This is a genomic window from Cyanobium sp. ULC082, from assembly GCF_977927535.1.
Genome location: NZ_OZ376397.1, coordinates 1,165,394 through 1,183,459 on the forward strand (window position 1 = coordinate 1,165,394; position 18,066 = coordinate 1,183,459).

At 67.1% G+C, this 18,066-nt stretch carries 23 protein-coding genes; 11 read left to right on the top strand and 12 right to left on the bottom strand.

Annotated features, from left to right (window positions below; all coding sequences use genetic code 11):
- Nucleotides 1-4 precede the first annotated feature (4 nt).
- Nucleotides 5-253, bottom strand: a complete 249-nt coding sequence (locus ACXMDY_RS06255) for a FeoA family protein (protein WP_259701606.1) — start codon at nucleotides 251-253, stop codon at nucleotides 5-7.
- 64 nt (nucleotides 254-317) lie between these two features.
- Here ACXMDY_RS06255 and ACXMDY_RS06260 point away from each other — a divergent pair, with 64 nt between their 5' ends.
- Nucleotides 318-584 (top strand): YciI family protein, encoded by a 267-nt coding sequence (locus ACXMDY_RS06260; RefSeq protein ID WP_259701605.1) that lies wholly within the window; start codon nucleotides 318-320, stop codon nucleotides 582-584.
- Here ACXMDY_RS06260 and ACXMDY_RS06265 read toward each other — a convergent pair.
- Both ACXMDY_RS06265 and ACXMDY_RS06270 read right to left on the bottom strand, forming a co-directional pair.
- On the bottom strand, nucleotides 572-949 hold the full coding sequence (locus tag ACXMDY_RS06265) for a c-type cytochrome (protein WP_259701604.1): 378 nt from the start codon (nucleotides 947-949) through the stop codon (nucleotides 572-574). The two genes, ACXMDY_RS06260 and ACXMDY_RS06265, sit on opposite strands and share 13 nt — an antisense overlap.
- Nucleotides 950-1,022: 73 nt before the next feature.
- Nucleotides 1,023-1,259, bottom strand: a complete 237-nt coding sequence (locus tag ACXMDY_RS06270) for a DUF3136 domain-containing protein (RefSeq protein WP_259701603.1) — start codon at nucleotides 1,257-1,259, stop codon at nucleotides 1,023-1,025.
- Nucleotides 1,260-1,381: 122 nt separating this feature from the next.
- Between ACXMDY_RS06270 and ACXMDY_RS06275 the strand changes: the two genes are divergently transcribed.
- A complete protein-coding gene (locus ACXMDY_RS06275) occupies nucleotides 1,382-1,876 on the top strand; it encodes a GNAT family N-acetyltransferase (RefSeq protein WP_259701602.1) in 495 nt (164 codons plus the stop codon).
- A 42-nt stretch (nucleotides 1,877-1,918) separates the two neighbouring features.
- Complete coding sequence (locus ACXMDY_RS06280) at nucleotides 1,919-2,479, top strand: Nif11 domain/cupin domain-containing protein (RefSeq protein WP_259701601.1); 561 nt, start codon at nucleotides 1,919-1,921, stop codon at nucleotides 2,477-2,479.
- Here the strand turns inward: ACXMDY_RS06280 and ACXMDY_RS06285 are convergent.
- The 5 genes from ACXMDY_RS06285 to ACXMDY_RS06305 form a co-directional block, all read right to left on the bottom strand.
- Entirely contained in the window at nucleotides 2,427-2,921 is a 495-nt protein-coding gene (locus tag ACXMDY_RS06285) for a phosphate-starvation-inducible PsiE family protein (protein ID WP_259701600.1), read from the bottom strand. The two genes, ACXMDY_RS06280 and ACXMDY_RS06285, sit on opposite strands and share 53 nt — an antisense overlap.
- Nucleotides 2,921-3,148, bottom strand: a complete 228-nt coding sequence (locus ACXMDY_RS06290; RefSeq protein WP_457767507.1) for a hypothetical protein — start codon at nucleotides 3,146-3,148, stop codon at nucleotides 2,921-2,923. Before ACXMDY_RS06290 ends, ACXMDY_RS06285 begins: the two co-directional genes overlap by 1 nt.
- 82 nt (nucleotides 3,149-3,230) lie before the next feature.
- Nucleotides 3,231-3,533 carry a hypothetical protein gene (locus tag ACXMDY_RS06295; protein ID WP_259701625.1) on the bottom strand — a complete coding sequence of 101 codons (303 nt, stop codon included), beginning with the start codon at nucleotides 3,531-3,533 and terminating at the stop codon, nucleotides 3,231-3,233.
- Entirely contained in the window at nucleotides 3,533-3,943 is a 411-nt protein-coding gene (locus ACXMDY_RS06300; protein ID WP_259701598.1) for a YkvA family protein, read from the bottom strand. The genes ACXMDY_RS06295 and ACXMDY_RS06300 overlap by 1 nt, the downstream gene beginning before the upstream one ends.
- 94 nt (nucleotides 3,944-4,037) lie before the next feature.
- A complete protein-coding gene (locus tag ACXMDY_RS06305) occupies nucleotides 4,038-4,961 on the bottom strand; it encodes a sigma-70 family RNA polymerase sigma factor (RefSeq protein WP_259701597.1) in 924 nt (307 codons plus the stop codon).
- Between the two features lie 260 nt (nucleotides 4,962-5,221).
- Between ACXMDY_RS06305 and ACXMDY_RS06310 the strand changes: the two genes are divergently transcribed.
- Nucleotides 5,222-5,740: a DUF2214 family protein gene (locus tag ACXMDY_RS06310; protein ID WP_259701596.1), complete on the top strand. Its 519-nt coding sequence runs from the start codon at nucleotides 5,222-5,224 to the stop codon at nucleotides 5,738-5,740.
- A gap of 11 nt (nucleotides 5,741-5,751) precedes the next feature.
- A complete protein-coding gene (locus tag ACXMDY_RS06315; protein ID WP_259701595.1) occupies nucleotides 5,752-6,522 on the top strand; it encodes a matrixin family metalloprotease in 771 nt (256 codons plus the stop codon).
- 13 nt (nucleotides 6,523-6,535) lie between these two features.
- Here the strand turns inward: ACXMDY_RS06315 and hisIE are convergent, their stop codons facing one another.
- Nucleotides 6,536-7,243 carry a bifunctional phosphoribosyl-AMP cyclohydrolase/phosphoribosyl-ATP diphosphatase HisIE gene (hisIE, locus tag ACXMDY_RS06320; RefSeq protein ID WP_399235891.1) on the bottom strand — a complete coding sequence of 236 codons (708 nt, stop codon included), beginning with the start codon at nucleotides 7,241-7,243 and terminating at the stop codon, nucleotides 6,536-6,538.
- Nucleotides 7,244-7,282: 39 nt separating this feature from the next.
- Between hisIE and ACXMDY_RS06325 the strand changes: the two genes are divergently transcribed.
- The 5 genes from ACXMDY_RS06325 to ACXMDY_RS06345 are packed head-to-tail and all read left to right on the top strand — an operon-like array spanning nucleotide 7,283 to nucleotide 12,185.
- Nucleotides 7,283-7,786: a 6-pyruvoyl trahydropterin synthase family protein gene (locus ACXMDY_RS06325; protein ID WP_259701594.1), complete on the top strand. Its 504-nt coding sequence runs from the start codon at nucleotides 7,283-7,285 to the stop codon at nucleotides 7,784-7,786.
- Complete coding sequence (locus ACXMDY_RS06330) at nucleotides 7,783-8,748, top strand: permease (RefSeq protein ID WP_259701593.1); 966 nt, start codon at nucleotides 7,783-7,785, stop codon at nucleotides 8,746-8,748. Before ACXMDY_RS06325 ends, ACXMDY_RS06330 begins: the two co-directional genes overlap by 4 nt.
- A 30-nt stretch (nucleotides 8,749-8,778) precedes the next feature.
- Entirely contained in the window at nucleotides 8,779-9,486 is a 708-nt protein-coding gene (locus ACXMDY_RS06335; protein ID WP_259701592.1) for a TIGR03943 family putative permease subunit, read from the top strand.
- Nucleotides 9,483-10,832, top strand: coding sequence for a hypothetical protein (locus ACXMDY_RS06340; protein WP_259701591.1), 1,350 nt, complete (start codon nucleotides 9,483-9,485; stop codon nucleotides 10,830-10,832). Before ACXMDY_RS06335 ends, ACXMDY_RS06340 begins: the two co-directional genes overlap by 4 nt.
- Nucleotides 10,833-10,880: 48 nt before the next feature.
- Nucleotides 10,881-12,185 carry a hemolysin family protein gene (locus ACXMDY_RS06345; RefSeq protein ID WP_259701590.1) on the top strand — a complete coding sequence of 435 codons (1,305 nt, stop codon included), beginning with the start codon at nucleotides 10,881-10,883 and terminating at the stop codon, nucleotides 12,183-12,185.
- Nucleotides 12,186-12,197: 12 nt separating this feature from the next.
- On the opposite strand, the gene ACXMDY_RS06350 is transcribed toward ACXMDY_RS06345, so the two are convergent.
- Complete coding sequence (locus ACXMDY_RS06350) at nucleotides 12,198-14,960, bottom strand: cation-translocating P-type ATPase (protein ID WP_259701589.1); 2,763 nt, start codon at nucleotides 14,958-14,960, stop codon at nucleotides 12,198-12,200.
- Between the two features lie 96 nt (nucleotides 14,961-15,056).
- Between ACXMDY_RS06350 and ACXMDY_RS06355 the strand changes: the two genes are divergently transcribed.
- Entirely contained in the window at nucleotides 15,057-16,460 is a 1,404-nt protein-coding gene (locus ACXMDY_RS06355; protein WP_259701588.1) for a TrkH family potassium uptake protein, read from the top strand.
- On the opposite strand, the gene ACXMDY_RS06360 is transcribed toward ACXMDY_RS06355, so the two are convergent.
- Complete coding sequence (locus ACXMDY_RS06360; RefSeq protein WP_259701587.1) at nucleotides 16,433-17,278, bottom strand: metal ABC transporter permease; 846 nt, start codon at nucleotides 17,276-17,278, stop codon at nucleotides 16,433-16,435. The genes ACXMDY_RS06355 and ACXMDY_RS06360 overlap by 28 nt on opposite strands.
- Nucleotides 17,275-18,042 (bottom strand): metal ABC transporter ATP-binding protein, encoded by a 768-nt coding sequence (locus tag ACXMDY_RS06365; protein ID WP_259701586.1) that lies wholly within the window; start codon nucleotides 18,040-18,042, stop codon nucleotides 17,275-17,277. The genes ACXMDY_RS06360 and ACXMDY_RS06365 overlap by 4 nt, the downstream gene beginning before the upstream one ends.
- Nucleotides 18,043-18,066: the final 24 nt, after the last annotated feature.

An 18,066-nucleotide genomic window follows, 5' to 3' on the forward strand; every position in this document is an offset into this window, starting at 1 on the left:
TCGCTCAGTCGCTGATCGGCGCCACCTCCATCTGGATGCCATCCCGGCGGCGCAGCATGAACTCCAGAAGCCCCACCCGCACATGCAGGATGCCGCCGGGGAAACCTCGTCGCACCACCTGGAGCGTGATGCCCGGTTTCACTCCCATCGCCCGCAGGCGCTCCCGCAGGGAAGGATCGGCCGGAAGGCTGCCCAGCAAGACCATCGCGCCGATCGGGGCTTCAGCCAGAGACATCGACCCCTTCCGGTCCATGGATCTGACCCTAGGGCGGCCGATGGCTCGCTAGTTTCAGCAGTGCCGATGGGGCCATGGGCCGATGCGTTTCGTCCTCTGGGGCACCTACTGCGACGACGCCCTCACCAGGCGGGCCCCCTACCGCAGCGAGCATCTGGCCGGGTTGCAGCGCCAGAAGCAGGAGGGTGTGCTGATCACCCTCGGCCCCACCGAGGGCAGCACCCACGTGTTCGGCATCTACGAAGCCGATTCCCGTGAGCAGGTTGAAGCCCTTCTCCGCGACGACATCTACTGGCGCCAGGGGATCTGGACCGAGCTGAAGGTGTATCCCTGGATTCAGGCCTTCTGAGCGGGAGCAGGGCGGGGCCAGTCAGCCAGGGCCTGCCGCCACACCCACTCAGCCACCAGGGCAGGGCCATCTTCGCCGAGCACCTTGGCGTAGCCACCCATCTGGCCGATTCCACCGGCGGCGATCGTGGCGATCAGCTCCGGACCCTCGATGCCGTTGCGTTGCAGCGCCGCCAGTTTCAAGGTCTTGTTGCGGCGGAGGATGTTGCCGCCATGGATGTGGCAACCGGAGCAGTGGGCCTCGAAAAGCTGCTCACCACTGGCCCCATAGGCCGAGCTGGGCCAGCTCAACAGCAGAAAGAGAGCCAGCAGGAAGGCAGCGGCCAGCAGGCGCCTCCACCAGGGATGGGCAGAGGCTTCGGTCATTCGGCGCCAGCCCTGGCAAGCGAAGCGTGGTGGGGCTCACGACAACGGATCAGGGCGCCCATGGCCACCAAGCTCACTGATCGATCGGCAGACCAGCCTGCTTGGCCCTGAGATAGCGCTGGTAAAGATCGAGCGGCGAGCGGTAGCGCTGGGGAAGGCAGTCATGCAGGCGCTGCAGATTGTGCCAGCAATGGGTGCGCTCAATGCGCTCCTGGCTGCGATCATCAGCGACCAACCGCCGGAGGGCCTGGCAATAGGCGGAAAAACCTGCTTCCAGTTCTCCGATCGTGAGCGGTTTGGAATCGGCCATGGTCATTCGCTGCTGATCTCCATGGGCCTGCGTTGACCGTATAAAGGAACGTGCCTTGAAGGTGAGTGTATCGGCCCGTTCGGTCCGATCTCGTTTCATTTCTTCGCAGCCCTGGAGCAACCATGACCCCGCTGCGGCCGCTCGGCAGCCACGACATCGACGAGGTGATCGCCGTTTACCGCGACGCGGTGCTCAGCCAGGCTCCCCGGATCTACAGCCACGCCCAGGTGAAAGCCTGGGCAGAGCTGGCTGCGGGCCGTGCCAGCCTGCCGCTGGAACTGGCCCGTGGCATCGGGATGGTCAGCACCGGCGGCGTGGATCGAGACGGCAGCCCCTCCGGGCCGATCGAGGCCTTCGCCCTGCTTGATCCCGTCGATCGGATCTCACTGCTTTACTGCCGTGGGCGCTCCTGCCGGCAGGGGAGGGGGCGAGCCCTGCTGAAGGCCCTTGAAAGTGAGGCCCGCAGGGCCGGGGCGATCCGGCTCCGTACGGAGGCCAGTTTTCTCTCACGGCCGCTGTTCGAGCGGCTGGGCTGGCAGGTGGACGGGCTCGAGACCCTGCCGCTGGGCGGGGTGATCTTTCACCGCTTTCTGATGTCAAAGCCCCTGCTGCCCTGAAGCCAGCCCACCAGGCAGACTGACCACCCCCCCGCTGCTCCGATGGCCGAGAAGGACCTGCAGCGCTTTCTGACCAAGGTGGACCAGCTCAATGCCTTCGTGGCCCTGAGCCGCCGTGACCCCGGGCTCGGCGAGGCCCTGCGGAACTGCTCCGATCACGCCAGCGTCGTGGCCCTGGCCCGAAGGCATGGCTTCGAGATCGGCCGCCGCTGGGGCGAAGACCACCAGGATCAGCCGCTCGATCCAGGCTCGGGGCGGGGTCTGGAGGCCCCCCCGAAACCGAACCCGAAGCCGCCCAACCTGCTGGCGAGCCACTGCCCGGAACCGGGCCAGGAAGCCACCGAGTTGGTACTAGAGGCGCCCGGACTGCGGCTGGAGCGGATTCACTCCTGCAGCCACAGCGGGGAGTGGCAGGAGCAGAGCGGTTCGGAATGGGTGCTGCTGCTCAGCGGCCGGGCGCAGGTGCAGTTCGCCGATGAGCCGCAGCCACGCCAGCTGGCCTGCGGAGACTGGCTGGTGATCGCCCCCGGCCGCCGCCACCGGGTGGTGGCTACCGATCCGTCACCTGGAACGCTCTGGCTGACGCTGACCTGGAAGCCTTGAGAGCCTTGAGATCAGCCTGGCGCACCAGCCAGTAGCCGATCGAAAGACCCACCACCATCAGGGCCAGACCGAGGAGCAGCTCAGGCTTGTTCTCGGCACCCGGCGGCAGCACGATCACCTTCCGAGCCACGGCCGTGAGCGCCGTGATCAAGACCAGCTCGATCTGCACGACATGGCGCCGCAGATAGGCGGTGACGTTCTGAAGCACCTCCAGGGCGATCAGCAGGGTGAGGACGTCACCGAGAATGCGGATCATGTCATCACCCAGCCAGCCGGTGGCGGGGTTGCCGAACTCCGCGAGCACGGAGAGAACCAACTGAACGGTTCCCGCCACGATCACCACACAGATCAGCAGGGAGAGAAGCTTGGCGAGCTGCCGCTCAAACCGTTCGACCATGCCGAGGAAGGCCTCGTCGGCGAACATCGCGCGAAAGCGGCTCATCAATTCTTGAAGGGGCTGTACTCGGGCTTGGCCGGGGTATCGCTGGGCGAGTTCTCGATCGCCGTGTTGCAGGTGACCGAACCATCCGCCGCCGTCACGCAGTCCACCGGCTTGATCCGGGTTGAAGGACCGACGTTGCTGCCGCGTTTGAGCAGGTAGCTCTCACTCTGGGCCCAGGCAGCCGGGGCACTCCAGGCTCCGGAGGCAAGCATCAGTGACGTGGCCATCAAGGCCAGCCCTGGGCTTCCGGAACGGGGGCGAAATCGCAGCAGCATCATGGCCGGGGCAGGGGCCCACCACTCTGCCTGCTCATCCCTGGGTTTGGCGCCCCTCCCGGATCTCGTTGAGCAGGGCATCGAGGTCAAGATCGAGCTGGGTGAGGGAATCCGGCTCGCTCTGCCAGAGGGCTTCGATCGCGCAGAGCCGCTCCGCCACACCCCTCAGCCCCTGCTCATCGTGGAGGCGCCGGAGCTCTTCGAGCAGAACCGGCATCCGAATTGATTCGGCCCGCAACGCCCTGCGCAGGTCGGCCTGGGTGCGGCCGCTGTGACGCAACCACTCCTTCAGGAAAACCTGCAGCTCCTCAAGCTGATCGGGGCTCAACGTGACCATCAACGGGACGGAGGAAACCAGCGATCCAGCTTGCGCCTGGCCCGCAGTTTGATGTCCGGGGTCAGGTGGGTGCCGGCCATGCCCAGCAGGGCGGTGAGAGCCACCAGGTCGTCGCTGAAACCCGCCACCGGGATGAAATCGGGGATCAGATCAAGCGGCAGAACCAGGTAGGTGAGCGCGGCGAGAACCGTGAACCTCACCTGAACCGGAGTGCTTCCATCCAGCAACAGCTCCAGACATTCGATCGCCGGCAGGGCGATGGCACGACCGGCGCGTCGCAGCAGACGCTGCAGCAGACCTTCGTCGACCACACTGCTTTGAAGGACCTCGGCTTCCAGCGTGGTGCCGTCATCAGAGGCGGCACTGGATGGGTCGGACGAAGCGTCGAAAGGGATGTCGGAGCTGGCCATGGTCGTTCCACAGCAATGAACCTGTTCATCATCCTCTGCCGATCCCAGGCGGACAAGTTCGGTTTCAGGAACAATCAGGATCGGAGATCTTCCCCTAGGCGATCTCTACAAGACCGCTCTGAAGGCCGATCTTGCGCATCTTGCGCAGGGCCCGCTGCACCACCAGCCGGCAGTATTCCCGGCTGCAGCCAAGCTGCTCGGCCACATCGACCAGGGTGCGCCATTGATGGTTCTGATCGAGGCCGAATCGCAGCAGAACCACGGACCGTTCCCTTGGAGAGAGCTGGGCCTGATCGAGCAGGACCCACACCATGTCAAGCCGCTCGGCCTGCTCGGCTCGCTCCAGCGGGGAAGCCTCGGCGCTGGGCAGCACGTTGAGCAGATCGGACGGATCCAGCAGGGCGTGGACATCCCCCTGAAGGCTGACGGTTCCACTGCGCAGTTCGCATCCCTGCAGCGCCTCGACCTGCAGCACACTCAGCCCGAGCTGCGCCGCCAGCTGGGGAGTGGTGGCAGCCTGGCCATGGAACTGCAGCAGGGTGGCCCGGGCGGCCCGCAGCTGGGTGAGCTGCTCATTCACGTTGACCGGTATCCGGATCGTGCGGCTCTGGGTGGAGAGGGCGCGGTTGAGCCCCTGGCGGATCCACCAGTAGGCGTAGGTGCTGAAGCGATTCCCCCGGGTGGGGTCGTACTTCTCGACGGCGCGGCACAGACCGAGCGTGCCCTCCTGGATCAGATCCAGCAGCTCAAGGCCCTTGCCCTGGTAGCGCTTCGACATGTTGACCACAAGCCGAAGATTGGCCACGATCATCTGATCCTTGGCCCGCTCGCCAAGGCGAATCAGGCGCTGATCCTGCTTTGAAAAGGTGGGAGCCGTCTCCAGACCATCGATCAGGCGATGACGCTCCTGTATGCCGATCATGGTCTGAACGGTTCGACCGAGGGTAAGTTCCTGGACCGGCGTAAGCAATGGATGGCACCCAATAGAATTGAGATAGGCACTAAGAGGACTAAGCATCGGATATTTCTTCTGGTTCAAATTTATCCTAAAGCCCATAACTTTTTCAGAAACCGGAGAACCGAACCTCCAGGATTAATCTCCTGATTATCTCCCTTATTGAGATCTTCTCGCCGTCTTCTCTACAGAACCAGCTCATCCTTCGCCGCCGCTGCTTCCAACCAACTTCCAACCAACCAATCCAGCCTTCCGCCACGCTGTGGTGATGGTGGTGGACTCGCTACGGTCTGCGCAGCAACCCAGCCCAGGATTCCGCAGCGATGGCCCCCTTCCCCGCTCTCCCCCACCTGATCTCCCTGGGTTTCGTCTTCCCCACCGGCGTCCTGCCCAGTGCGGTGGTGGCCTACGTCCACTACCTGAGTTTCATGGTGTGCTTCGGCGCCCTGGTGCTCGAACGCCGGCTGATCAAGGCCGACCCGGCCAGGGGGGAGGCCATCCTGATGGTGATCACCGATGTGGTGTACGGCATCGCCGCCCTCGCGGTGCTGCTGAGCGGCATCCTGCGGGTGCTGCACTACGGCCAGGGCAGCGACTTCTACACCGAAAACCCCCTGTTCTGGTGGAAGGTTGGGGTGTATCTGGCCGTGGGGACCCTGTCGCTCTATCCCACGATCACCTACATCCTCTGGGCCATCCCCCTCCGCAAAGGGGAGCTGCCCGCGGTGAGCGAAGCCCTGGCCTCCCGGCTGCGCTGGGTGCTGAACATCGAGCTGGTCGGCTTCGCCACCATCCCCCTGCTGGCCAGCCTGATGGCGCGGGGTGTGGGACTGCCCGGCTGAGGGGTCGATCGTTGCCCAGTCATCCCGAGCCATCCCGAAGCCAGGATTGGCGTTCCTTCGGGGTGCTGATCGCCGCCTGCTGGCCGCTGCTGTCGCTTGGTCTGCAGCCAGGCCAGGCCAGGGCTCAACCAACCTGCCCGCTGGCCGAAGCAAGCCGGCCCTGGGCGGAATCAGGCCCTGCTGAACCGATCACCGCAGCGGTAGAAACGCCAGGCGACTACCGCCATGTTCTCGCTCCCTCCGCCGCCGGCTGGCCGGTGCTGTCCCACTGGTGCGTCTGGGTGGAGCCCCAGAGCCTGGAGGGCCCCGCCGCCCGCTTCCAGCTGCTGTGGCTCCAGGCTGTCGAGGCTGCCCTCGGGCAGTGGCAGGAGCATCTGCCGCTGCAGCGGGTGGAGGATCCCCGCCGGGCCCAGGTGCTGATCCGCCGTGAGCGGCCGCCCCGGCAGCAGCTACCCACCGGCCGCTCACGGGCCAGCCACGGCAGGGCCACTCTCAACCTGCAGATCACCGCAAGGCTGGGGGTCTGGCGGCTGGAGCCCAGGGTGGAGGTGCTGATCAGCCCGGACCAACGCCGGGCGGCGATCGAGGCCACGGCGCTGCACGAGCTGGGGCATGCCTTCGGGCTCTGGGGCCACAGCCCCGACCCCGACGACGCGATGGCGGCGGTGCCCGGCGCCGATCCGGTGTTGCGGCTGAGTCCCCGCGACCTGGCCAGCCTGCGCTGGCTCTATGGCCAGCCGACGCGCTTCGGTGCCCCAGTGCCCTCAGCGCCCGTGCCCTGAACAATCAAGCTGCTCAGGCAGACCGCCGCGCGGCACCACGGCGGGTGGCCAGCACGTTGAGCACCTGGCGCCAGGCCACCCCATGGTGGGCCAGAGCCACCTGCAGATGAAAGATCAGATCAGCCGCCTCGCCGGCGATCGCAGCGGGATCGTCGTCCTTGCAGGCCATCACGAACTCGACGCTTTCCTCGCCGATCTTCTTGAGAATGGTGTTGTCACCCCCCGCCAGCAACCGGTTGGTGTAGCTGCCGGGCTCCGGCCGGCGCCGGCGGCCTTCGATCACCCGGGCCAGCTCGGTGCAGGCATCGGCCGGCGGCGGCAGGGCCGTGGCGCCGCCGGAGGTGGGAGCGGCGTCCGCTTCGTAGAAGCAGCTGCGGGCGCCGGTGTGGCAGGCCACATCACCGACCTGCTCGATGCTGAGCAGCAGCACATCGGCATCACAGTCGTAGCGGAGACCCCGGAGCCGCTGCCGATGGCCGCTGGTGGCGCCCTTGTGCCAGAGCTCCTGACGGGAACGGCTCCAGTAGTGCACCTCCTCTGTGGCCAGGCTGCGCTCGATCGCCTCCCGGTTCATCCAGGCCACCATCAACACAGCCCCATCCAGCCAGTCCTGGGCGATGGCGGGAATCAGGCCGGCGGCATCGAAACGCAGGGAATCGATCAGCCCCGGGGGGGGCAAAGACCCAGCGGCGGGGCTGGGGAGCTGAAATGATTCCTCCAAGGCCTGCGCTGTGCGGCGGCTGCAATCCTCCCCCATCCCATGACGGCAGCGACCGCGGCGCCCTACAGCTGCTCCAAACGGTTCGGCGGCTACCCCTGTTGCCACCGGCAGTGGCGCCACCCTGGCCATTGCCGCTTCGTGCACGGCTACAGCCGCGAGTTCACCTGCTGGTTCCGGGCCCACCGGCTCGACGCCAACGGCTTCGTGGTGGACTTCTCCAGCCTGCGGCCGCTGGCGGAACAGCTGGCGGAGCAGTTCGATCACACCGTGCTCATCAATGCCGACGATCCCCTGCTGGTCCAGTGGCAGGCGCTGCACAACCTGGAAGCGCTGGATCTGCGGGTGATGGCGAATGTGGGGATGGAGGGCAGTGCCGCCTGGGTCTGGGAGCGGGCCAACCGGCTGCTTGCGGACCGCGATGGTGGCCGCAGCTGCTGCTGGAAGGTGGAAGCCCGCGAAAACGAGAAAAATGCCGCCTGCTTCGAGGCGCTGCCCGCCTGGTTCACCGCTGAGGGCCACTCCACCAGCCAGCCAGCCCTGTGAACCCGGAGCGCCTCGCCACCACCTGGGCGCTGTTCCAGGCCCTGCTGGTGGAAGCGATGCCATTCCTGCTGATCGGGGTGGCGATCTCGACGCTGGCCCGCTGGCTCAGCCCGGGCGGCTCCTGGGTGCGGAAGCTGCCGGCCCACCCCCTGCTCGGGCCCCTCACCGGTGCCGCCCTCGGCTTCGCCCTGCCGGCCTGTGAATGCGGCAACGTGCCGGTGGCGCGGCGGATGCTGGCGGGCGGCGCCCCCCTGGCCACGGCGATGGGCTTTCTGTTCGCCGCGCCGGTGCTGAATCCAATCGTGCTGGCCAGCACCTGGGCCGCCTTCCCCGACCAGCCCTGGCTGCTGGCGGCCCGCCCCCTCGGGGCCCTGCTGATCGCCCTGGTGCTGGCCACGCTGTTGCGCCAGCTGCCGGAGGCCGAGCTGCTCACCCCTGCCCTGCTGGAGGAAAGGCGGCTGAGCCAGCCGCTCAGCAGGGTGTCGTTGCTGGAGCGTCGCAGCGGCCTGATCGGTGCCGAAGCATCGCCGATCCCCCCCGCCCTGCCACCGCAGCGACTGCCACTGGCCGAACTGCTGGGCCACGGCAGCGCCGAGTTCCTCAATCTCGCCCTGCTGCTGGTGATGGGCTGCGCCATCGCCGCCCTGGTCCAGACCGTGGTGCCGCGAACCTGGCTGCTGGCGGTGGGGGGTGCCCCGACCCTGTCGATCCTCAGCCTGATGTTGCTGAGCCTGGTGGTTTCGGTGTGCTCGAGCGTGGATGCGTTCCTGGCCCTGGGGTTCGCCGCCCAGGTCACCCCTGGTGCCGTGCTGGCCTTCCTGCTGCTGGGACCCGTGATCGATTTCAAACTGGTCGGGTTGTTCGGCGTGTTGTTCCGACCCCGCGCCATCCTGTTCACAGCGGTGGCGGCCAGCCTGGTGGTGTTGCTGATCGGCCAATGGGTGAACCTGGTTTTGCTGTGAAGCTGGTTTTGCTGTGAAGTGGGGGATGCTGTGAAAGCGGACGCACTCCTGCAGCCGATCAGCCTGGCGTTGTGGTCGGCGGTGCTGCTGCAGAGCGCCGCCAGTGGCCGACTCGACCTGCTGCTGCGCGCCGTTTTCCACCCGCTGGTCTTGGGCAGCGGCCTGGTGCTGCTGGCCCTGGCCGCCGTGGGGCTGGCAGCAAGCATCCGGAGCGATGCCAGGAGCGGTGCCTGGAGTGGAGCCCGTCTCACTTCAGGCCAGCGGACAGCCCTGCTGCTTGGCTGCGTCGCCGCGATCGCGGTGTTGTGGATTCCACCCCGTCCATCCTTTGCCGATCTGGCTGCCAACCGGGGCCGGGAGCTGCTGGAGGAACCGGGCCTGAGCTTTGTGGTGCCCCCCGGCCAGCGCAGCCTCACCGAGTGGGTGCGGCTGCTGCGCAGCGAGCCCGACCCTGGCCTCCACAGTGGCGATCCGGTGCGGATCAGCGGCTTCGTGCTGCCGGTGCCAGGCGATCGGCCCCAACTCGCCAGGTTGCTGGTGCGCTGCTGCCTGGTGGATGCCACGCCAGTGGGTCTGCCGGTGCTCTGGCCAGGCGATCGCCCCATTCCCCCAGCCGACCAGTGGCTGGAGATGACCGGTGTGATGACCAGCGAGCGCTTCGAGGGCCGGCAGCGCAGCGTGGTGAAGCCATCGCGATGGCGGCCCATCCCCCGTCCCCAGCGACCCCTCGAGCCATGAACGGCCTGTCGGTGGCACTGGCAGCAGGGCTGGGCCTGGCCCTGGCCCAGCAGCAGCTCCTGCTCCAGCGTCCGCCGCGACTGCTGGAGCTGCGGCAGGCAGCCGCCAGTTCCGGACCGGCAGCCCTGAGGCTGCGCTTCAGCCGGCCCCTGGAACCGCAAAGCGTGGCAAGCCGCACCACCTTGAAGCCGGCCCTGCCCTTTGACATGCAGGGCAACGGCAACCCGCTGCTGCTGCTGCCGAAAGCCGGCGAGCGCATCCTGGCGCCCCTGCGCCTGCACCTGGGCGGCGAAGACGGGCGTGGGCTGGCTCTTGCGGGCGTCGAGCGCCACTGGGACCCTCGCCCCCACCTGCTGGCCGTGGTGCCGGTGGCGGGTGGGGAGCAGCTTCAGGTGCGCCAGCACGATGGCCGCTGGACGGCACTCACGCCGGTGTGGCCTTCGATTCCGGGGCTCCAGCCCCTGGGGGATGGCTCCGGTGTGGGCCTGGTCAGCCGTGACCAGCAGGGCAGCCACCTGGTGTGGCGGCTGGACCTGCATACCCGCAACCTGTCGCCCACGGCGGCCGGACTCGGACTGGTGGAGCGCCGGAAGCTGGAGCGGCTCGGCGATCAGCCGCTGCTGTTCGCCCACCTGAGCAGCAACCGGGCCGGCGACCTGCTGGTGCAGGCTTCGCCGCGCAGCGATGGGCAGGCCAGCACGGTGCTGTGGAAACGGGATGGCGGACGTCAGTCCCTGGAGCTGGAGGCGAGCGGTCCGATCGCCCTGCTCCCCCAGGGGGGCGAGCTGATCGTGCCGGAGAGCGAAGGACTCTCCCTGCGCGCCCTGCCGCCGCAGCCTGCCCGGCGGCAGGTGCTGCCGGGCAGCCGTGACCTGAGCAGCTTCTGCCCGGTGGCGGGGCGGGCCCTGCTGGTGCGCCACTGGCCCGATTTCCGCCGCTCCCTGGAGCTGGTGGAGCCGGGGCAGGCGCCGCGAGCCCTCTGGCTGGGCAGCGCCGGGCTGGCCGCCAGCGCCTGCTCCCGCGGCGGCGAGCGGGTCTGGGCATTGCTGATCGAGGGGCTCCGTCAGCCCAGGCTGGTGCTGCTGGGGCTCGATCAGCGCGGCAGGGTGCTGCAACGGCGGGAGCTGACCGGCCTGGAACTGGAACCTGGCACCGACCTTCACTACGACCCCACCACCGACCGCCTGCTGCTGGCGGTGCGTTCCCGGCCAGAGGCCCAGGGCGTTGGAAGCGCCAGTGAGCCACAGCGTCAGCAGGCCCGGGCCGCCCTGATCGATGCCAGCAGCCTGGAGATCGACCTGCTGGAGCAACCGGTGCGGCAGGTGAGCTGGCTGGTAGCGGGCTGATTCAGTAACGACTAAAGTGCAGATTCGATTGTTGTTTGTCTGAGCCGCTTGGCGCTGGAGATCCTCTTCATCCTGGTGCTGATCGTCGCCAACGGCATCTTCTCCGGCTCCGAGATCGCTGTTGTCTCCGCCCGCAAGGTGCGGCTCCAGCAACTGGTCGAGAAGGGAAACAAGCCGGCCCGCCTGGCCTTGCGCCTGGCGGAATCCCCGAACGATTTTCTCTCCACGGTGCAGATCGGCATCACCCTGATCGGCGTGCTGAGCGGCGCTGTCGCCGGGGCGACGGTGGCCCAGCAGATCAGGCCGGTCTTCGATCGCATCGAGGCTCTGCGGCCCTACAGCGAAGGGTTGAGCGTGACCCTGGTGGTGGCCCTGATCACTTATCTCTCCCTGGTGATCGGCGAGCTGGTGCCCAAGCGCATCGCCCTGGCCAACCCGGAGCAGATCGCCTGCCGCATCGCCCCCGCCATGCGGGCGCTCTCGCGGCTGAGCGCTCCGGCTGTGCACCTGCTCGGCGCCTCAACCGACATCCTGCTCAAGCTGCTCAACGTGGCCGCCAGCACCGAACCCGACATCACCGAAGAGGAGATCAAGGCCCTGATCCGCCAGGGCGCCGACACCGGTGTGTTCGAGGCCAGCGAGCACGACATGGTGCAGCGGGTGCTTCGCCTGGGAGATCGATCGATCAAGACGCTGATGACCCCCCGCACCGAGATCTTCTGGCTGGATCTGGAATCCTCCCTGGAGGAGAACCTCGCGGAAATCAAGGAATCGAACCATTCCCGTTTCCCGGTGGGCCGCGGCAGCCTCGATGCCTGCATCGGCATCGTGCGGGTGCGCAACCTGCTCACCGCCCAGCTGGGCAGCGAACCCCTGGATCTTGAGGCCCTCTGCCAGGAGCCGCTCTATGTGGCGGAATCGACCCCTTCGCTCACCGTGCTGGAGGAGTTCAAACGCACCGGCGTTCACGTCGCCCTGGTCACCGATGAATTCGGCGGGGTGGAAGGCATCGTTACCCTCAACGATCTGATGGAGGGGATCGTCGGGGATCTTCCCAATCTGGAAGACGAGGAGGACCCTTCCTTTGTGAGCCGCGAAGATGGTTCCTGGCTGGTGGATGGCAGCCTCGACATCAACGAGTTCGATGATCGGATCGGCGCCAAGTTGCTCGGCTCAAACGAGCAACTCCCCTACCACAACATGGCTGGATTCGTGATTCATGCCCTGGAGCGCATTCCCAGATCCTCCGATCATTTCGAGTGGAAGGGCTATCGCTTCGAGGTGGTGGACATGGACAGCAAGCGGGTCGACAAGATCCTCGTGTCTCCATCTTCAAGCCCGACCCACGCTTGATCAGCCAGCCATTCAGGCATCGGCATGGGCACGGCGGCGCCACAGACGCCACACCTTCTCCAGCTCCAGGTAGAGGAAGAATACCAGGCTGAAACCAAGGCAGATGGCCAGGTCCTCAAGTGTCAGGGGCGTGGTGCCGAAGAAGTTCGAAAGCACGGGCACGTAGAGCAGGGCCATCTGCAGGACGGCGGTGAGCAGCACGGCACCGATCAGCCAGGGGTTGGAAACCGGGTTCACCTGCACCAGGGGCAGATCGCTGCGTGCGGCCAGGGCATGGCCCATCTGGGCCAGACAGAGCGTGGTGAACACCATCGTCTGCCAGGGGGCACCTGCTTTGACGGCATAGAGCATCAGCACGATCGTGATCGCCGCGAACACCACACCGACGCGCAGGATGTAGCTGCCGATTCCGCGCGCGAAGATCGACTCACCGGGTTCGGCCGGCGGGCGCTGCATCAGACCCTCCTCACCAGGCTCAAGGGCCAGCGCCAGGGCTGGAACACCATCGGTCACCAGGTTCATCCAGAGGATCTGGAGTGGCGAAAGGGGGACCCCCACCAGGCCGAGCAGGGGCGCCGAGGCGATCGTGATCAGCTCACCGACGTTGCTGCCGAGGATGTACTTCACGAAGCGGCGGATGTTGGCGTACACCAACCTCCCCTCCTCCACCGCGTTCACGATCGTGGCGAAGTTGTCATCGAGCAGCACCATGTCGGAGGCCTCCTTGCTCACCTCGGTGCCGGTGATGCCCATCGCCACGCCGATGTGGGCCTGCTTGAGCGCCGGGGCGTCGTTGACGCCGTCACCGGTCATCGCCACCACCTGGCCATTGGCCTGCAGGGCCTTGACGATCCGCAGCTTCTGCTCAGGCGGCACCCGGGCATAGATGCTGCAGTGGCTGACCACCTCCTGCAGCCGGGCATCGTCGTAGCTCTCCAGCTGCCGGCCCAGCACCACCTCAGCCTCGCCGGCAACCAGGCCGATGCCCTGGCCGATGGCGCGGGCGGTGAGGGGATGGTCGCCGGTGATCATCACCGGCCGGATCCCGGCCTCCCGGCAGCGGGCCACCGCCTGGGCCACTTCCGGACGGGCCGGATCGAGCTGGGCCATCAGCCCGAGCAGCACCAGATGGTCGAGCTCAAGCTCGGGGCTGTGGTGGTGGGGCGCGCAGGCGAAAGCCAGCACCCGCAGGCCGGAAGCGGCCAGATCGCGCGCCTGCTCCAACCACCACTGTTTCTGCGGATCAGACAGAGCACTCACACCGGAGCCTGAGATCCAGCGGTCGCAGCTGCCGATGATCACCTCCGGAGCACCCTTGCTGATCGCCAGGGAGCTGGAGCCGGCCGCCACCTCTCCAAGCGGTGCCTGGAGCGTGCCGTCTCTGTCCTGCACCCACACCGCCATCAGCTGGCGCTCGGAGCTGAAGGGAATTTCAGCGGTGCGCTCGTAGCGGCTGCGCAGGGCGAAGCCATCCAGCCTGGCCTTGCCGGCCGCCACCACCAGGGCACCTTCGGTGGGATCGCCAAGCACATCCCAGCTGCCGTCTTCCGCCTTCCTGAGCTCGGCATCGCTGCAGAGCACACCAGCGGAGAGCAGCAGATCCCTGGCGCCAGGGGCAATGCCTGCTGCGGCACCCTCCGGGACGGGGAGCTCGACAGCAGTGAAGGAGCCATGGGGGTCGTAGCCCTGGCCGCTCACGGCGATCGCTTGACTGCCGCAGCGCAGCTCCTCCACCACCTGGCGGTTCAAGGTGAGGGTGCCGGTCTTGTCGGTGCAGATCACCGTGACCGAGCCGAGGGCCTCCACGGCCGGCAGGCGGCGGATCAGAGCGGCCCGCTGCACCATGCGCTGGGTGCCGATCGCCAGGGTCACCGTGATCACAGCCGGCAGACCTTCCGGCACGATCGCCACGGCCATGCTGAGCGCCACCTCCAGCAGGCCCAGCAACGGCTGACCCAGCAGCCAGCCCCCCAGCACCACCACGGCCACCAGGGCCAGGGCCGACACCACCAGCACGCGGGCCAACCCATCGAGCCGTTCCTGCAACGGGGTGGATTCGCCGCCGGCTGTGTTGATCAGCTGGGCGATCTGGCCCAGTTCCGTGCCCATGCCGGTGGCCGTCACCAGCGCCGTACCCCGTCCCCGCACCACCTCGGTGCCCTGAAACAGACAGTTCTGTCGCTCAAGCACTGGCGTGGAGGCCTCCAGCACCAGTTCCGCCTTCTTGAACACCGCTTCCGCCTCGCCGGTGAGAGCCGCTTCCCGCAGGCCCAGCTCGGCCCCCTCCAGCAGGCGGGCATCGGCGGGGACCCGATCGCCCGCCTCAAGGCGGATCAGATCACCGGGCACCAACTGCTCACTGCTCAGGCGCTCCCAGTGGCCGTCACGGCGCACCGTGACCAGGGGCTGGGCCATCTGCCGCAGGGCGAGCAGGGCTTGCTGGGCACGGCTTTCCTGGAGATAGCCCAGCAGGGCGTTCAACCCCACGATCAGCACAATGGCGATCGCATCCTTGGGGAACTTCTGCGCCTGGAAAGCGATGGCGGCCGACACGGCAGCCACGGCCAGCAGCATGATCAGCATCACGTTGCTGAGCTGATCCCAGAGGATGCGCAGGTTGCTCCGGCCCGCGGCCAGCTCCAGCCGGTTGAGCCCCACCCTGGCCAGCCGTGCCGCGGTCTGGGCGGTGCTCAATCCCCCCTCGCCGGCCTCCAGTTCCTGGAGGCATTGCTCGGGGGTGAGGCTGTGCCAGGCAGGCGCGACAGGACCGGTCAAGGGATCGCGGAACCGCTTGGCAACTCACCCTACGGTCGGGATTCTGGCTCTCCATACAAACTGGGCGATCGGTTGGCCGCAAACGGCCCTGGCGCGATGACATCCAGCCCCCTTCATCCCTTCTGGAGCCGCCTGCTGCTGTGGCGCCATCGCCTCTCGGTTCCCCAGTTCACCGTGGTCACCGGGTTGCTGGTGATCGCCCTGGGAACCGTGCTGCTGGCCTCCCCCCTCTGCTCCAGCGACGACGTCGGACTCTGGCAGGCCCTGTTCACGGTGACATCGGCGATCACGGTGACGGGTCTGTCGATCATCGATGTGGGCAAGGATCTCACCTTCTTCGGGCAGTTGACCCTGGCCGGATTGATCATCACCGGCGGGCTCGGCCTGATGGCGATCACCACCTTTCTGCAGGGTTTCGTGCAGGGTCGCGGCGGCCTGCGTCATCGCCTCGACAAAGGCCGATCGCTCGATGAGTTCGGCGTCGGTGGCATCGGCCCGACCTTTCACCGCATCCTGATCACCGCCGGTTGCGTGATGGGGGTGGGCACGGTGATTCTGTATGTCTTCGGATTCACCGATATCAGCAACCACGGCGAGCGGCTGTGGGCGGCGATGTTTCATTGCATCAGCGCCTACAACAACGCCGGCTTCGGTCTCTGGAGCGACAACCTGGTCGGCTACCGGGCCAATCCGGTCGTCAATGGGGTGATCGCCAGCCTGATCGTCACCGGCGGCATCGGTTGGCGCGTCACCAACGATGTCTGGGAGAAGCGCTACAAGCTGCGCAAGCTCCACCGCCTCAGCCTGCACACGCGGCTGGTGCTGCGCAGCACTCTGGTGCTGATCGTGGTTGGCGCCCTGGGGCTGCTGTTCACCGAACAGTTCACGCCGGACGGGATCATGAACACCCTCCCCTTATGGGACAAGCTGCAGGTCACTGTTTTCCAGTCGATCACCACCCGCACCGCCGGGTTCAACACGGTGCCGCTTTCAATCACCACCCTCTCGGATGCGGGCCTGCTGCTGATGATCGTGCTGATGTTCATCGGCGCCAGCCCCGGCGGCACCGGCGGCGGCATCAAAACCACCACCTTCGCGGTGCTGATGGGTGCCACCCGCTCCACCCTCGAAGGCCGCAAGGGGGTGATCATCCGCCGCCACGAAATCCCCGGCGACATCCTGCTCAAGGCGGTGGGAGTGGCCCTGGCCTCCGGTCTGTTCGTGATCCTGATGACCCTGCTGCTGGGCCTCGGTCCAACGGCGGGCGGGGAAAGCGCCCAAAGCTACAACTTCCTCGAGAAACTGTTCACCTGCATGTCGGCCTTCGGCACCGTCGGGCTGGATGTGGGCGTGACCGCCAATGTGAACCGCTGGGGCCAGCTGGTGCTGATGGTGGGCATGTTCGTGGGACGGCTGGGCATCATGCTGTTGCTCTCAGCCTTCTACGGCAGCAGGCCCCAGTCGAGGGTCGGCTATCCCCGCGAAGAGGTGTTCATCTGATTCCTGGGGGCCGCCACCGCCAGGGCCACCAGAAAGCCCACCAGCTGAAAGATCACCACACAGGGCCCTGAGGGCAGATCGAAGCGGCCGGAGAGCAGCAGCCCCAGCACGGCGCAGATGGCCCCCAACGCCGCGGCCAGAACCACGTAGCCATCGAAGTGGCGGCTCACCAAGCGGGAGGCACAGGCCGGGATCACCACGAAGGCACTGATCAGCAGCACCCCCACCGCCTTGATCGAGATCGCCACCACCACCGCCAGCAGCACGATGAACAGCAACCGGTGCAGCGGCACCGCCACCCCACGGGCAATGGCGAGGGGTTCATCGAGGGTGAGCAGGATCTGGTCGCGGCGGGTGAGGCCGAGATAGGCCGCAGCGGTGAGCAGCAACCCCACGATCAGCCCCAGATCCAGCCAGGAGATGCCGAGGATGTCGCCGAACAGCAGCTGGTGGATGCCGCCCTTGTAGCTGCGCACGAAGCTGAGCGCCACCACGGCGATCGCCAGCGACGACGAGTAGATGATGTTGAGCAGGGCATCGGTGGGAAGGCGGCTGTGCTCCACCAGCCGACTCACCACCAGGGCGAACAGCACCGCGAAGGGGATCAGCACCAGGGTGGGGTTGAGGCCCAGCAGGATGCCGAGCGTGATGCCGAGCAGGGCCGAATGGCCGAGCGCATCACTGAAGAAGGAGAGCTGGCGCAGGATCGCGAAGCTGCCCAGCAGGCCGCCCAGGGCCCCGGTGAGCAGGCCACCGATCAGGGCCCGCTGCATGAACGGCTGGGCCAGCAGCTCGCCCAGGGCCACGCCGTCGTTCATCGGTGGTGATGGTGATAGGGCACATAGCCACGGCCGTAGACCCGCTCCAGCTGGGCGGGGCTGAGGGCGTGATCAGGCGGGCCTGAACAACGCAGACTGCGGTTCAGGCACAGCACGCCATCGCAGGTGCGTCGCACCATCTCCAGGTCGTGCGACACCTGCAGGATCGTCCAGCCCTCGCTGCGCCGCAGGTCGAACAGCAGGCCGTAGAACTGCTCCGCCGCCTGGCTGTCGAGGCCCGCCTGGGCTTCATCGAGCACCAGGAGGCGGCGCGGGCGCACCACACAGAACGACAGCAGCACGCGTTTGGTCTGGCCGCCGGAGAGTTCGCTGATCAGCTGATCGGCCAGATCACTGCAGCCGGTTTTGGCCAGCGCCTGGCGCACCGCCTGCCGCCGCCGCTCCGACCCGTGCCAGGGCAGCTGCAGCCCCGGCGGATCCCAGCCCAGGCCCACGAAATCGGCCACGCTCAACGGGCAGCGGTTGCGCACGGTGAAGGTCTGCGGCAGGTAAGCCAGCTGGGCCCGCACCGATGCGGGCAACTGGCCCTGGGGACCCATCGGACGGCCCAGCACCTGCACCTGGCCGCTCTGGTGCGGAAGGATGCCGAGCAGCGCCTGCACCAGGGTGCTCTTGCCGGCTCCGTTCGGACCGACCAGGGCGGTGTCGGACTCCGCAGCCAACGCGAAGCTCACGTTCTCCACGGCGGTGACCCCCTCGCGCCGCACCGTGAGGCCCCTGACTTCGAGAACCATTTCCGCCATCACTTCAGCCTACCGAGCAAAGGG